The organism is Xanthomarina sp., assembly GCF_035306705.1.
GTDB lineage: Bacteria > Bacteroidota > Bacteroidia > Flavobacteriales > Flavobacteriaceae > Xanthomarina.
In genome coordinates this window covers 1-14,619 of the sequence record NZ_DATGNO010000078.1, presented here as the reverse complement: position 1 = coordinate 14,619, position 14,619 = coordinate 1, and the positions used below count along the sequence as shown (strand labels likewise).

Genomic DNA, 14,619 nt, shown 5'->3' with positions numbered 1-14,619 from the left:
ATTTTACAACTCTATATTTTGTACTATTAATACGTTAAAAAGCTTCAATTATCAAGTTTCAAAAAGGATGGAATTAAGGATTTTTCGCGATTCATTCTTCATTTTTAGATTCAGACTTATAAAACAATCGCTTCAAACTTTTTTTAAGCAATACAAATCTGTAAACACCAATAAACAAAAAAAGTGCTGAAAAAACCAAAGAAATTAAGCCTAGAAACTTAAAGTTGGGAAAATCCTTTAGTTGAAAAAATGCAATTCCTCCTAGCATTAAATATAAAGAAGATCGAATGTACGAAAGTAAAGTACGTTCATTGGCCAATCGTGTACGTTCTATGGCCAAATAATCTCTTAAAATTACTTCCTCGTCTGGTTTAAAGTCACGTCCGAACCGAAGTAAGTCCATTTTTTTTATTTTAAGGGAACTAGGGGTTAACTGTTTCATCGTTTGTTTTTTCTAAAATTATAATTTATTTCCGTAGTCACAAATTAATTATTGACCTGTTTGTTTAATTTAAATGTTAAAATACATCTAATATCATCACATAATTTTCGCTTATATTAAGTCTTTTAGTAATTTGCAGTCCTTATGAAATTATATCCTATAGAATCCGGAAATTTTAAGTTGGATGGTGGTGCCATGTTTGGAGTTGTTCCTAAATCTTTATGGCAAAGAACAAATCCAGCCGATAACGACAACATGATTGATATTGCTGCCCGTTGCATGCTAATTGAAGACGGTAACAAACTGGTATTGATTGATACTGGTATGGGCAATAAACAAAACGATAAGTTTTTTGGTTATTATTTCCTTTGGGGAGACGATAGCATAGATAAATCCCTGAAAAAGTTGGGTTTCCATAGAGATGATATAACGGATGTTTTTATGACACATCTTCATTTTGACCATTGTGGCGGTTCCATTCAATGGAACAAAGACAGAACCGGATATGAACCTGCCTTTAAAAACGCTCATTTTTGGAGCAATCAAGATCATTGGCTATGGGCTACACAACCAAACAATAGAGAAAAGGCTTCCTTTTTAAAAGAAAATATTCTCCCAATGGAAGAAAGTGGCCAATTAAAATTTACTTCGATTCCAGAGACTAATATCCTAATAGATAGCCCCTTAGGATTTGATATTTTCTTTGCCAATGGCCATACAGATAAACAAATGCTCCCTATGATTAACTACAAAGGAAAGACCATTTGCTTTGTGGCAGATTTATTACCTACCGCTGGACATTTACCCCTTCCGTTTGTAATGGGCTACGACACAAGACCTTTACTAACTTTAGATGAAAAAGAAAAATTCTTGAATCTAGCCGCAGATAATAATTATTACTTATTTTTGGAGCACGATGCACATAACGAAATTATTACGGTAAAACATACAGATAAAGGCGTGCGACTAAATAGTGTTTATACTTGTGATGAAATTTTTAACTAATACTTAATATTAAAATGAAATTATTGAGACCTTTTTTATCTTCAGCAGTACTAGCTGTCACCCTATTTAGTTGTGGTGGAGGTGCTAACATTGTATCAACTCCTGTTGAAAATATCGATTCAGTGCCTTTAAAGGTATCAGAATTAACCGAAATTGAAAAACAGACTTGGGGACATTTGGATCTGGTAACAGATACCATTCCAGGTATGAGTGTGGAAAAAGCCTACGCTGAACTTATTAAAAACAAAAAAGGAGAAATCGTTATTGTAGCAGTAATTGATTCTGGAATAGATATCGAGCACGAAGATTTAAACGGGGTTTTGTGGACCAATAAAAAAGAAATTCCTGGAAATGGCATTGACGACGATAACAATGGTTTTGTGGACGATGTACATGGATGGAACTTTTTAGGAGATGCCTACAACGAACAGTTGGAATTTGTACGTATTCTTGCTAGTGGAGATAAATCTAGTCCAGATTGGGATAGAGCCCAAGCTGAGTACGACAAGGAATATGAAGAAACTCTTGGTATGAAAGCTCAATACGATCAAATTTACGAGCAAGTAAAAAATGCCAACGATGTAGTTTCCAAACATCTTGGTAAAGAAGATTATACGGCAAAAGATGTTGAAGCCATTAAAACAGAAACTGAAGCCCTAACAAAAGCAGTAGGTATTTTAAAGTTTATGTATGGAAATGGTTTCGATGACACACAATCCGCTTTAACTTCAATAAAAGAAGGGGTTGAATATTTTACCGATAAATTAGACTTTAACCTAAATATCGATTTTAACGGAAGAACAACTGGCGATAATCCAAACGACATTACAGATGTAGGATACGGAAATGGCAATGTGCTTCCTTCTGTAAAAAGCGAAAGTCATGGAACACATGTATCTGGAATTATTGCAGCGCAACGTGGAAATGGAAAAGGTGTTGATGGCGTAGCAAATAACGTTCAAATTATGAGCTTAAGAGCTGTTCCAAATGGCGATGAATACGATAAAGATATTGCACTAGCCATTAGATATGCTGTAGATAACGGAGCTAAAATTATTAACGGTAGTTTTGGAAAAGGTTTTTCTCCACATAGCGACTGGGTAAGAGATGCCATTGCTTATGCAGGAAAACACGATGTTATTTTTGTAAACGCCGCAGGAAACGATGGTGTCGATTTAGATCAAGTAGCAGTCTATCCAAACGATCAAGTAAATAATGGTCCAGAAGTATCAGAAACGTTTATTACCGTTGGGGCTTTAGAACCTAAATACGGAGCTAATATGGTAGCAGGGTTTTCTAATTACGGAAAAATCAATGTGGATGTTTTTGCTCCAGGAGCTAAAATATACTCTACAACTCCAGAAAATGAATATAAAACAATGGGGGGAACCTCTATGGCCGCTCCTGCTGTAGCTGGTGTTGCTGCTTTAATTCGTTCTTATTATCCAAAATTATCAGGAGCTCAAGTAAAACAAATCCTTATGGATTCTGGCTTGGCTTTATCAACTAAAGTAGTTGTTGGTGGAGATACAGATAACATTAAACCTATTGGAGAATTATCCAAATCGGGGAAAATAATGAATGCGTATAACGCGCTTATTATGGCAGAACAGCTTTCTAAATAAATATTTAAAAACCAAAAGCCTCACCCTTAAAAGATGAGGCTTTTTTAATTTACTAAAAATGAAAAAATCCTTTGTACTACTTTTTTGTTTAAGTATGCTTCTAACAACAGCAAATACAAAAAGCAAGGCGTTTGAAATAGAATCAAAAAACCAACAAAACAACCCAGGCTACTGGCAACAACATGTTGACTATAAAATGGATGTGACCATGGATGTCAATTCATTTCAATACACGGGAACACAACAATTGGTTTATACAAACAACTCTCCCGATGTACTAAATAAAGTATATTATCACTTATATTTCAATGCTTTCCAGCCTGGAAGTGAAATGGATGTAAGATCTCAAACAATAACAGATCCTGATGGACGCGTGGGAGCTAGGATTGGAAATCTAAAACCAGACGAAATTGGCTATTTAAACATTAGTTCTTTAAAGCAAGATGGCATTATTTTAAATTACGATGTAATAGGAACCATTTTAAAAGTGCAATTGCACAAACCTATTCAACCAGGTGAAAAAGTAACTTTCGATATGATTTTTAATGGTCAAGTGCCATTACAAGTACGTCGTTCTGGAAGAGATAGTTCAGAAGGTGTTGCTTTATCCATGACACAATGGTATCCAAAATTAGTTGAATACGACTATGAAGGTTGGCATCCTGACCCATATATAGGAAGGGAATTTCACGGTGTTTGGGGAGATTTTGATGTTACCATCAACATCGATAAAACCTATGTTATTGGTGGTACTGGATATTTACAAAATCCAAACGAAATTGGTCATGGTTATCAAACCAAAGAAATAGACGAACCTAAAGGCAACATGCTTTCTTGGCATTTTAAAGCCCCTAAAGTTCATGATTTTGCCTGGGCTGCCGATCCTGATTATATTCACGATACCATGCAAGTACCAAATGGACCTATGCTTCATTTCTTTTATAAAAGCACTTTAGCCGACAATTATTTAGAAAATTGGAAAAAATTACAACCAAAAACAGTCGAGTTAATGCAATACTTTACGGACCATATTGGCGAATATCCATACGAGCAATATTCTGTAATTCAAGGTGGAGATGGAGGAATGGAATACGCCATGAGTACCTTAATAACCGGAGAACGCAAATTAGGGAGTTTAGTTGGTGTTACAGCTCACGAATTAGCCCATAAATGGTTTCAGTTTATATTGGCCACAAACGAGCTTAAATACTATTGGATGGACGAAGGTTTTACAAGCTATATTAGCGATTATGCTATGGATGCCGTTATGGGAAATAATGAAGGAAACCCAATAGCAAGCTCTTATAGAAATTATATCTATTTAGCAACTTCCGGCAAAGAACAACCTTTAACCACGCAAGCCGATAGATTTGAATACAATCAAGCTTATGGAATTTCAGCCTATAGCAAAGGTGCTGTGTTTTTAGAGCAATTGGCTTATGTTATTGGCGAAGACAATTTAAAAGAAACCCTTAAAAAATATTATAACGATTTCAAATTTACACATCCAACATCCACAGATTTTATACGTACGGCTGAAAAAGTATCCAATTTGGAATTGGGTTGGTACCTAACCGATTTTGCGGAAACTACAAACACGATCGATTACGGTGTAAGAGCCGTTAGTGGAAATGCGGTAACTCTAGAACGTATCGGTATTATGCCAATGCCAATAGATTTAACCATTACTTATACAGATGGAACAACCGAGGATTTTTATATTCCTCTTCGAATGATGTATGGTAGAAAACCAAGCACAGCTACTCCCTTGTCGGACTGGGCATGGGCATACCCAACTTATACGTTTCAGGCATCTAAAACTATAAAATCGGTTCAAATAGATCCAAATGAAAAAATGGCCGATGTTAACAAAGTAAATAATAAATTCGAGATGTAATTCATTTATAACTTGAAAAACATAGAAAGACCTGCAAGCTATTAAATGTTTGCAGGTTTTTTTTATAGGTCAAATAAAATAACCTGAAGCTTATTCGTATTTGTTACATTTGTTACCTTGTTAGGACTTATGAACGCATCTTACCCAAAAAAAGAAAAGCTTAAAAGCGAAAAGCTCATTTCAAAATTATTTCTGGAAGGAAAATCGGTTTCGGCTTATCCTTTAAGAATGGTGTATCTTAAAACAACGTTCGATGAGGCTGTTAAAATAAAAGCAGGAGTTTCGGTTTCAAAGCGAAATTTTAAAAAAGCTGTCGATAGAAATCGTATAAAACGCTTATTACGTGAAGCTTATAGGTTAAATAAAGCAACTTATTTTAACAACTTAACAACACAATATGCATTTATGATTTTGTACATTGGGAAAGAAAAACCAACTTTCCTTGAAGTTGAAACCAAGATGAAGCAATTGTTGCGAAAATTTGTGGAAAAAAGCATTAAAGAATAAATTTCTTATGAAGAATAAACTAAAAAGACTCATCATCATTCCTGTACTGGCATTCACCATATTCTTTACAGGATCGGCCTTTCAAAACGACTTTTTTGAAATCGCCAAGCAAATCGAGATTTTCACCACCTTATTCAAAGAAATCAATATGAATTATGTGGACGAAACGAATCCTGCCGAATTAATGGATACAGCTATAAAAAGCATGTTGAAAGATCTAGATCCTTACACCAATTTTTATAACGAACAAGATGTGGAAGCAGAGCGCATTAGACGTACAGGAGATTATACTGGAATAGGAGCTAAAGTAAGAACCTTAAAAGACAGATTGGTTATTGTAGAACCTTATAAAGAATATCCAGCAGATAAAGCTGGATTAAAAGCTGGAGACGAAATTATTAAAGTAGGAGAGGTGGTTATTTCCAATTATAAGGACGATGCTGGCGATTTACTTAAAGGCACCTCCAACTCTTCTGTAGAAGTTACCTACTTGCGCCAGGGAAAAGAACATAAAGCAACTATAAAACGCTCTGAAATAGAAATTGATGCTGTACCTCACTTTTCTATGATAGACGATAAAACAGGCTATATTGTGTTAAGTACGTTTAATAATAAAGCATCTTCACAAACCGGTTATGCTTTAAAGGATTTAAAAGCCCAAGGAGCTCAACGTATTATTTTAGATTTAAGAAATAATCCAGGAGGTTTGCTTCATGAAGCAGTAAATGTGGTCAATTTATTTGTACCAAAAGGTCAATTGGTAGTAACTACAAAATCGAAAGTAAAAAAATATAACAGAACTTATTACACGCTAAAAGATGCCATTGATACCGAAATTCCTCTGGTAGTTTTAATAAATGGAAGTAGTGCTTCTGCTAGTGAAATCGTGTCAGGATCCTTACAAGATTTAGACAGAGCTGTTATTCTGGGCTCCAGAAGTTTTGGAAAAGGACTGGTTCAGCGTCCCAAACCATTAACTTACGGAACACAAATAAAAATAACAATTTCTAGATATTATACACCTTCTGGGCGTTGTATTCAAGCCTTAGATTACGCAAACAGAGACGATAAAGGAAATGCCGTAAGAATTGATAGTAAGGAGTACCATGAATTTAAAACCAAAAATGGACGTCCCGTATTTGATGGCGGGGGCGTACTTCCAGATCAAAGTTTCGACATATCAAATAATACTGCTATAACAGATGCCGTAATCAACGATTTCCTAATTTTCGATTATGCAACAGATTACTATTATAAGCATCCAAATTTAACAGATATGAGTAGTTTTCAATTAAAAGAATCCGATTTTAAAGACTTTAAAAATTATCTGAATACCAATAATTTCTCATTTATTACAGAAACAGAAAAGTCCTTAAAATTGGTTTATGAAAATGCTAAAAAAGAAGAGTTGGACGATAATATCAAAACCGATTATAACACCTTATTAAACAATCTTAAAAACTCAAAAGAACTGGCAATCAACGAAAACAAAGAACAGATTTTAACTTTGTTAACAGACGAAATTGTAAAACGCTACGTCTATCGAGAAGGTTTGTACGATTATTATAAAACTCATAATTTAGAAATACAGAAAGCTACTGAAATCCTTGGTAATCCTAGTAAATACAAGGATTACCTAAGGTAATTTGTCGTACCTTGAAATATTAAATGTAAATACTTATATTTACTTGATAATTTCATGTGCCTCTTATGAAAAAAGTTTTAGTATTAATATTTTTATGTCTTGGTTTTAGTGTAACTGCCCAAACAGAGTTAATACACGAGGTCTATTTTGAAACTGATGAATTTGAAGTACCTTCAACAGAACATAATAGATTGCTTATATTTCTTTCGGACATTGAAAGTCTAGACATAGAAAAAATATCTATTTACGGCTTTACAGACGATAGAGGCAGTGATTCCTATAATCTCGTGCTTTCTCAAGAACGCGCCAATGCCATTAAAACCATTTTCTCCAATAACGAGTTTGATGAAACCATTATAACAAACGTTGATGGAAAAGGCAAGGTTTTAATTAAAGTTATTCAAGAAGAAGATCTTAAAAAAATTAGAGGCCTAAACCGAAAAGTAGAAATTATAGTTCAACCTTACAATCCTCCAAGAGAACTTGTACAACCCAAAAAGAAAGATATTGCCGAAGCTTTACAAGATGAAAATTTAAAAGCTGGCGATAAAATTCGATTGGAAAACATCTTGTTTAAAACAGGTTACAGTGTTTTACTTCCTGAATCTAAAAAAACTTTGGAAGATATGGCAGACGTACTGGTTGAAAGAGAGGATATTTATTTTACCATTCAAGGCCATGTGTGCTGTACACAATACAGTAGAGATGCAATTGATAGAAAAACAAAACAACGAAATTTATCTGTAGCTAGAGCAAAATATATTTACGATTATTTAGCGAAAAAAGGAGTGGATAAAAGACGAATGAAATATGTGGGTATGCGCAGAAAATTTCCGCTTGGAGGTGAGGCAAAATACGATAGGCGTGTGGAAATTTTAATTACTTATGTAGGCGAAACCAATCAAAGAAATTAGTTTTTTACCATAGCCATGTGCGGAATATTATCTTCTAAATACTCTTCGCCAGTTTCAATAAAACCTAAATTATTATAAAAGTCTTTTAGGTAACATTGTGCAGAAATCTTAATAGTTTTCTCATTAAAATTATTTTTTATGGCCACTATGGATGCTTCCATAATATCGTAACCATATTTATGTTGTCTTTCATTTTGTATTACAACAACCCTTCCAATACTCGCTTCTTTAAAGTAATCTCCTGGTTTAAATACACGCGTGTAAGCAATTAACTTCGTGTCTTTATAACCTAGAATATGCCAAGCTTTTTTATCTTTTCCATCTACATCTTGATAAGCACATTCTTGTTCAACAACAAAAACCTCAGCTCGCAATTGTAGCAAATCGTATAGTTCTTGTTTGCTTAATTCATCAAAGGTTTTTATAGTGATCTGAAGCATCTTTAATAAGTTTTTCTGGTTATGGAAACTGTTTGGTTGTTAGCAATATTTACTTCAAAGTAATACCAACCTTTCGTAACTTTGGTATCTTCTAGGTATTGAAAAGGTAAAAAGGAGACATAGGAATTTTCAGTTTGAATTCTAATTTCCGCTTCCGAATAAATAGAAGCCATTTCAAAAAAATTGGAAAATTCTCCAGGCTCAATAATTTGGTAAACAAATGTGCCACTATCCGAAATAAGTTCTGTCCTAATAAACCTGTAATCTGTATTATTCTTAATACCTACTTCCAATTTTTTTGGAGCTGGAATATTATTTTCTATAAGGTTCTCGGTTAATTCCGAACAGGAAAAAACAAACCATATAGCAACTAATAAAAATCCTTTAATTTTCATAAATATGAATTAATCTTGGACAATAACCTCTTTAGGATCTTCTTTTTTATATTCGGGCTGAATGGTTACATGATTGATATTAAACTCGTTGTGCAGCACTAGTTCTATCTCTAATAACAATTCATTAAACTCCAGAGTGGTAATATTTAATTCCAAATCCAAATGCGCTTCTAGGTGCAACTCATCATCACTTAAATTCCAAATATGTACGTGATGTAATTTTTTTACTTTAGGTATTCTATTAACAAGCCTAACAACCTCTTTAATATTAATATGGTCCGGTGTAAACAACATGAGCATTTTTGTGGAGGTCTTTAATAAATCCAAGCCCACATAAATTAAGTATAAAGCAATTAAAAAAGTCAACAAACTATCTACCCAATAAACGTGGTAGTATTTCATTAATAAACCTCCTATTAACACAGCCACACTTGCAAACATATCTGTTAATAAATGAAAATAGGCGGAGCGAATATTAATATTGGTTTTTGAATCCTTTTTTAGTAATAAGACACTAAAACCATTAAATAAAATAGCTATTAAGGCCAACCAAATAACAAGATGGGTTTCTATTTGCTGTGGATGTTGAAAACGTTTTATAGCTTCAATAATCAATAAAACAGCAACTATTATTAACGTAGATGCATTTACAAAAGCAGCTAAAATTTCAGCACGTTTATAACCAAAAGTACGATTTATAGATGCTTTTTGTTTAGATAACTTGGAAGCCACATAACTAACGATTAAAGAAATAACATCGCTAAAATTATGTAACGCATCACTTAATAAAGCCAAACTTCCTGAAACAAGTCCACCAATAATTTGCGCAGCAGTTATTAAGATGTTAAGAAAAATTGCTAATAGCAGATTTCTATCTTTTACATCGTTATAAGTATGTACATGATGTTGATGTGACCGATTCATTTAATAAGACACTGGAATTTTATTGACACGATTTTCGTGTCTTCCTCCTTCAAAAGGAGTTTCTAAAAAAGTATCCACCATTTCAATAACCTGTTGTAAAGCAGTATAACGAGCAGGAATACTTAATATATTAGCATTGTTATGTTGTCTGGCTAGTGCAACAATTTCCTTGGTCCAACATAACGCAGAACGTACACCTTGATGTTTGTTCGCTGTCATATTTGCGCCATTTCCACTGCCACAAATAATAATACCAAAATCTACTTTTTTTGCTTCCACATCTTCGGCTACCGGATGTACAAAATCTGGATAATCCACACTCTCGTTGGTATTGGTGCCATAATTTATAACGGTAAAACCTTTAGCCTCTAAATGTTTAATTACAGCAAATTTATACTCGGTTCCGGCGTGATCGTTGCCAATGGAAATTTTCATGGGTTTAATTTTATGCGTATTTCCGAAACTTCGGAAACCTGCGTTTTAATCATGTAAAGTTACTAAAATAAAAAAGGATATTTTAGTTATAATACTTTCTAAAAAACAGGGATTCTTAAGTATGGATTTCACATAAAAATATAGTATTTATAAACTTTTTAGTTGCTGTCAACTTATAATATGATACTTTTATAATTTCGATTTTACAAGTAAAAATACGGTTTAAAAGCTTAAAATAGCACAAGTGGTTCAGTATCAAATCTCTTAGGTAAATATCTTGTAAGCCTTGTTAATAAAGGGAACTATTGTTAATAGCTCATGCAAACAAAACTCATAACCTGTTAATAAGTGTTTATAAATAATAACAACTAAAACATGGTTTATCCAGAAATTTTTCCAATCAAAAACCCACTTGTAATAACCTAAATATAACTCAGCTAGTTTTTGATAACTTGTTAGCACATATTTCAGGTTTATAAACAGTGAAATTAATAATACTTATGAAAAAATGCTATCAAAAAACAGTTATCAACAGTTGTTAATAGCTTTCTAAATACCACTTAAAATGAAGCTCTTGAAGCCAAAACTATTGTTCATTACCTCTTGATAGAACACCAACAAGTTCATTTCATAATAAAACTTGATAAAGTTATACCTGCTATTAACAAGCCATCATCATCATCATTATTTTTTTAAATTTTAAAAGAAAAAAGATGATAGTATATATAAATGTGGATAACTAGACTAGGTTTAAAAAATATTTTTATTTTTAACCAACCTTAAATCTATAAATTATGAAACTTATATTACTTTTTATCTTTTTTCCTTGTTTAATATTTAGTCAAACTCAAATTGGTCAAGATATCAATGGTGTTGGTGCAGAAGATCAAGCAGGTTGGGGTTTATCACTTTCAGCAGATGGAACTATTGTTGCTGTAGGCGCTGATTTATATGATGTAAATGGTGTAGATTCTGGACATGTACGTGTTTTTAAAAATATAAATAATGTTTGGACTCAAATAGGAGATGATATTGAAGGTGAAGCTGCAGGAGATAATTTTGGTTTTAGTCTATCTCTTTCAGCAGATGGTACTATAATAGCTATTGGTGCCTATTTAAAAAATAATTATACAGGACAAGTAAGAGTTTTTGAAAATATAAATAATGTTTGGACTCAAATAGGAGATGATATTAATGGAGATAATACAGATGATAATTTTGCAGCAAGTCTAGATTTATCAGCAGATGGTAGCACTATTGTTATTGGAGCTTATGGTTATGATGAAAGTGAATATGGACAGGCAAAAGTTTTTGAGAATATAAATAATGTTTGGACTCAAAAAGGACAAACTTTAATTGGAGATGGTGATTATTCTATATTTGGTTTTACTACATCCATTTCTTCAGATGGTAATATTATTACAATTAGTGCTCCAAATAGTGGAGGTTCAAATCCACAAATAGGAAATGTAAGAATTTATGAATATTTAAATAATTCATGGAATCAACTAGGAAATACTATAAATGCTACTAATTTATCAGATTTTTTTGGTCGAGGTTTAGTATTATCTTCAGATGGTAATATTATTGCTGTTGGTGCAACTAAAAATGATGATAATGGTTCTAATTCAGGTCAAGTTAAAGTTTTTGAAAATATAAATAATACGTGGACACAAATAGGACAAGATTTAAATGGAGAGGTAGTTGAATATAATTTTGGTTATAGTTTAAGTTTATCTTCAGATGGTTCTATTTTAGGAGTAGGATCGCCAAATACAGATGTAAATGGTATAAGCTCTGGACAGGCTAAGGTTTATAAAAACATAAATAATACGTGGACACAAATAGGAAATAATATTGATGGTGAGATAACTGATAAGTTAGGAGGAAGTGTTAGCTTATCATCTGATGGGTCTATTATAGCTATTAGTTCCCCTTGGAATGCTACGAATGGCACTCAATCTGGTCAAGTAAGAATATATGATTTAAGTTTAGTTTTATCTTCAGATAACTTTGTATTATCTCAATTTAGTTTATATCCAAATCCTGCAAAAAACCAAGTAACTATTAAATTACAAGAAGGATTAGAATTAAAAAATGTAAACATTTATAATACGCTAGGGCAGTTTATTAGTACTTCAAATGAAAAAGTAATTAATACATCTCATTTATCTACAGGATTATATTTATTGCAAATAGAAACCAACCAAGGAAAAGCAACAAAACAACTTGTTATAAAATAATTAACTAAATTTTATTACAAAATAGAAGGCTTACATTAATTTGTAAGCCTTTTTACGTTAACTTAATATTAAAGAAATATTTATTTAATATTAAAACCGTAGCTTTGTACCAACTTAATATCTTATTATCGTGGTCACTGCAAAGAGTTGAAGTGAAAACGTATATCTCTTCTCTGTAAGAATTAAGTTTAAAAACGATAAGATTCCTTCTCGATAGCTATCGGGATAAATAGGAATAAAATGATTACATTTAATACATGACAAAAAAGAAACACAGGAAACCTTCTAATAATAAGATTTCCAACCTTACAAATACCATTCTAAGTATTTTAAAAAAAGATAGAAACAATTCCTTTAATTATAAACAAATAGCTTCTAAAATTGGTGTTAATGATGCCAGTAGTAGAAATCAGATTATAAAAAAACTTCAACAATTAAAAGCTAAGCAGGAGATTGAAGAAGTGGAACGTGGTAAATTTAAAGCCATTGTAAATACAGAATATCATACCGGAAGAGTGGATATGGCATCTAGAGGTTCTGGATACATTATAAGCGACGATTTTGAAGAAGATATTTATATTGCTTCCAATAATATGAACAAAGCGCTTCATGGAGATGAAGTGGAATTTTATGCCTATAAACGCTTAAAACGTGGGAAACGTGAAGGCGAAATTACTAATATAATAAAACGTGCTAAAAGTGAATATGTTGGAGTTATTCAACTTCATAAAAGTTATGCTTTTGTGGTAGTAGATGGTAATAAAATGTACACAGATATTTTTGTTCCCATCAATAAAATTAATAACGCTGAAGATGGCGATAAAGTTCTTGTTTCCTTAGAAGATTGGCCGGATAAAGCCGATTCTCCCAATGGAAAAATCCTTAAAGTTTTAGGAAAACCAGGAGAGCACAACACTGAAATACATGCTATTTTAGCCGAATATGGTTTGCCATACGATTTTCCTCACGAAGTGGAAGAATACGCAAACACATTAGACACGTCAATTACAAAAGAAGAAATTGCCAAACGTCGCGATATGCGTGATGTTTTAACATATACCATAGATCCAAAAGATGCTAAGGATTTTGATGATGCCTTGTCATTTAGAGCCTTGGATAATGGCTTATTTGAAATAGGAATTCACATTGCAGACGTTTCTCATTACGTACAACCAGATACTATTTTGGACGACGAAGCTTACGAGCGTGCTACTTCCGTTTATTTAGTAGATCGCGTGGTACCCATGTTACCAGAAGTTTTATCAAATAACGCCTGTTCTTTAAGACCAAACGAAGAGAAATATACCTTTTCTGCAGTCTTTCAAATGAATCATAAAGGCGAAGTAAAAAATGAATGGTTTGGTAGAACCGTTACTTATAGTGATGCGAGATTTGCTTATGAAGAAGCCCAGGCTATTATTGAAAATAACCCGACGTTAACTTCACCTAATATTTCTCAATTAGATCAAATTGATATTAATATTCCAGCTGAAGTTGCTATTAGCGGGAAAGCATATAAAACAACTCCAGAAATAGCTTTTGCCACTTTAAAATTAAACGAACTTGCAAAAATTATGCGTTCACAACGTATGCGTTTGGGAGCAATTTCATTTGATAAGGTAGAAGTAAAATTCAATCTGGATGAAGCATCAAATCCTATTGGCGTTTTCTTTAAAACGAGTAAAGACGCCAATAAATTGATTGAAGAATTCATGTTGTTAGCTAATAAAAAAGTAGCTGAATTTATTGGAAAACAATCTCCTAAAAAGACTTTTATTTATAGAGTTCACGACGAGCCAGACGAAAGTAAACTGGCAGCACTTCAAAATGTAGTTGGACGTTTTGGTTATAAACTAGATTTCAAGGACACTAAGAGTATTTCTTCATCTTTAAACAATTTATTAAAAAATGTTGAAGGTAAAAAGGAGCAGAACTTAGTCGATACTTTAACCATAAGAACCATGAGTAAAGCCGAATATTCTACGCACAATATAGGACATTACGGTTTGGCTTTCGATTATTACAGTCATTTTACATCACCAATTAGAAGATATCCAGATATTATGGCACATCGGTTGTTGCAACATTATTTGGATGGAGGAAAATCGGTAAACGAACAAGTTTACGAAGATAAATGCAATCACTCC

13 protein-coding genes are annotated in these 14,619 nt (G+C 32.8%); 8 read left to right on the top strand and 5 right to left on the bottom strand.

The window, feature by feature from the left end; all coding sequences use genetic code 11:
- Window positions 1-91: 91 nt before the first annotated feature.
- A complete protein-coding gene (locus VKY47_RS06610; protein ID WP_324311430.1) occupies window positions 92-403 on the bottom strand; it encodes a DUF202 domain-containing protein in 312 nt (103 codons plus the stop codon).
- Window positions 404-586: 183 nt separating this feature from the next.
- Here VKY47_RS06610 and VKY47_RS06605 point away from each other — a divergent pair, with 183 nt between their 5' ends.
- The 6 genes from VKY47_RS06605 to VKY47_RS06580 all read left to right on the top strand — a co-directional run bounded on the left by VKY47_RS06605 (window position 587) and on the right by VKY47_RS06580 (window position 8,035).
- Complete coding sequence (locus VKY47_RS06605) at window positions 587-1,447, top strand: MBL fold metallo-hydrolase (protein WP_324311428.1); 861 nt, start codon at window positions 587-589, stop codon at window positions 1,445-1,447.
- A gap of 14 nt (window positions 1,448-1,461) precedes the next feature.
- Complete coding sequence (locus tag VKY47_RS06600) at window positions 1,462-3,072, top strand: S8 family serine peptidase (protein ID WP_324311426.1); 1,611 nt, start codon at window positions 1,462-1,464, stop codon at window positions 3,070-3,072.
- Window positions 3,073-3,130: 58 nt separating this feature from the next.
- The gene (locus tag VKY47_RS06595) at window positions 3,131-4,969 is read left to right on the top strand and encodes a M1 family metallopeptidase (RefSeq protein ID WP_324311424.1); all 1,839 of its coding nucleotides are present in this window, start codon (window positions 3,131-3,133) and stop codon (window positions 4,967-4,969) included.
- A gap of 129 nt (window positions 4,970-5,098) precedes the next feature.
- The gene (gene rnpA, locus VKY47_RS06590; protein ID WP_324311422.1) at window positions 5,099-5,476 is read left to right on the top strand and encodes a ribonuclease P protein component; all 378 of its coding nucleotides are present in this window, start codon (window positions 5,099-5,101) and stop codon (window positions 5,474-5,476) included.
- Between the two features lie 7 nt (window positions 5,477-5,483).
- Entirely contained in the window at window positions 5,484-7,121 is a 1,638-nt protein-coding gene (locus tag VKY47_RS06585) for a S41 family peptidase (RefSeq protein ID WP_324311420.1), read from the top strand.
- A 65-nt stretch (window positions 7,122-7,186) separates the two neighbouring features.
- Window positions 7,187-8,035, top strand: a complete 849-nt coding sequence (locus VKY47_RS06580) for an OmpA family protein (RefSeq protein WP_324311418.1) — start codon at window positions 7,187-7,189, stop codon at window positions 8,033-8,035.
- On the opposite strand, the gene VKY47_RS06575 is transcribed toward VKY47_RS06580, so the two are convergent.
- Genes VKY47_RS06575 through rpiB form a run of 4 tightly spaced genes read right to left on the bottom strand, consistent with a single transcriptional unit; the run spans window position 8,032 to window position 10,229 of the window.
- Complete coding sequence (locus VKY47_RS06575; RefSeq protein ID WP_324311416.1) at window positions 8,032-8,475, bottom strand: GNAT family N-acetyltransferase; 444 nt, start codon at window positions 8,473-8,475, stop codon at window positions 8,032-8,034. The genes VKY47_RS06580 and VKY47_RS06575 overlap by 4 nt on opposite strands.
- 2 nt (window positions 8,476-8,477) lie before the next feature.
- A complete protein-coding gene (locus VKY47_RS06570; protein WP_324311414.1) occupies window positions 8,478-8,870 on the bottom strand; it encodes a hypothetical protein in 393 nt (130 codons plus the stop codon).
- 9 nt (window positions 8,871-8,879) lie between these two features.
- Window positions 8,880-9,794: a cation diffusion facilitator family transporter gene (locus tag VKY47_RS06565; RefSeq protein ID WP_324311412.1), complete on the bottom strand. Its 915-nt coding sequence runs from the start codon at window positions 9,792-9,794 to the stop codon at window positions 8,880-8,882.
- Window positions 9,795-10,229 carry a ribose 5-phosphate isomerase B gene (gene rpiB / locus VKY47_RS06560; protein WP_324311410.1) on the bottom strand — a complete coding sequence of 145 codons (435 nt, stop codon included), beginning with the start codon at window positions 10,227-10,229 and terminating at the stop codon, window positions 9,795-9,797.
- A gap of 794 nt (window positions 10,230-11,023) precedes the next feature.
- Here rpiB and VKY47_RS06555 point away from each other — a divergent pair.
- Together VKY47_RS06555 and VKY47_RS06550 are read left to right on the top strand one after the other, a co-directional pair.
- Window positions 11,024-12,472 (top strand): T9SS type A sorting domain-containing protein, encoded by a 1,449-nt coding sequence (locus VKY47_RS06555; protein WP_324311408.1) that lies wholly within the window; start codon window positions 11,024-11,026, stop codon window positions 12,470-12,472.
- Window positions 12,473-12,729: 257 nt separating this feature from the next.
- Window positions 12,730-14,619 (top strand): ribonuclease R family protein (locus tag VKY47_RS06550; RefSeq protein WP_324311406.1); only part of this gene is annotated, 1,890 nt, incomplete at its 3' end.

Coding starts and splice junctions, on each gene's coding strand:
- VKY47_RS06610 (WP_324311430.1), bottom strand. CDS start 403: ATGGACTTACTTCGGTTCGGACGTGACTTTAAACCAGACGAGGAAGTA.
- VKY47_RS06605 (WP_324311428.1), top strand. CDS start 587: ATGAAATTATATCCTATAGAATCCGGAAATTTTAAGTTGGATGGTGGT.
- VKY47_RS06600 (WP_324311426.1), top strand. CDS start 1,462: ATGAAATTATTGAGACCTTTTTTATCTTCAGCAGTACTAGCTGTCACC.
- VKY47_RS06595 (WP_324311424.1), top strand. CDS start 3,131: ATGAAAAAATCCTTTGTACTACTTTTTTGTTTAAGTATGCTTCTAACA.
- rnpA (WP_324311422.1), top strand. CDS start 5,099: ATGAACGCATCTTACCCAAAAAAAGAAAAGCTTAAAAGCGAAAAGCTC.
- VKY47_RS06585 (WP_324311420.1), top strand. CDS start 5,484: ATGAAGAATAAACTAAAAAGACTCATCATCATTCCTGTACTGGCATTC.
- VKY47_RS06580 (WP_324311418.1), top strand. CDS start 7,187: ATGAAAAAAGTTTTAGTATTAATATTTTTATGTCTTGGTTTTAGTGTA.
- VKY47_RS06575 (WP_324311416.1), bottom strand. CDS start 8,475: ATGCTTCAGATCACTATAAAAACCTTTGATGAATTAAGCAAACAAGAA.
- VKY47_RS06570 (WP_324311414.1), bottom strand. CDS start 8,870: ATGAAAATTAAAGGATTTTTATTAGTTGCTATATGGTTTGTTTTTTCC.
- VKY47_RS06565 (WP_324311412.1), bottom strand. CDS start 9,794: ATGAATCGGTCACATCAACATCATGTACATACTTATAACGATGTAAAA.
- rpiB (WP_324311410.1), bottom strand. CDS start 10,229: ATGAAAATTTCCATTGGCAACGATCACGCCGGAACCGAGTATAAATTT.
- VKY47_RS06555 (WP_324311408.1), top strand. CDS start 11,024: ATGAAACTTATATTACTTTTTATCTTTTTTCCTTGTTTAATATTTAGT.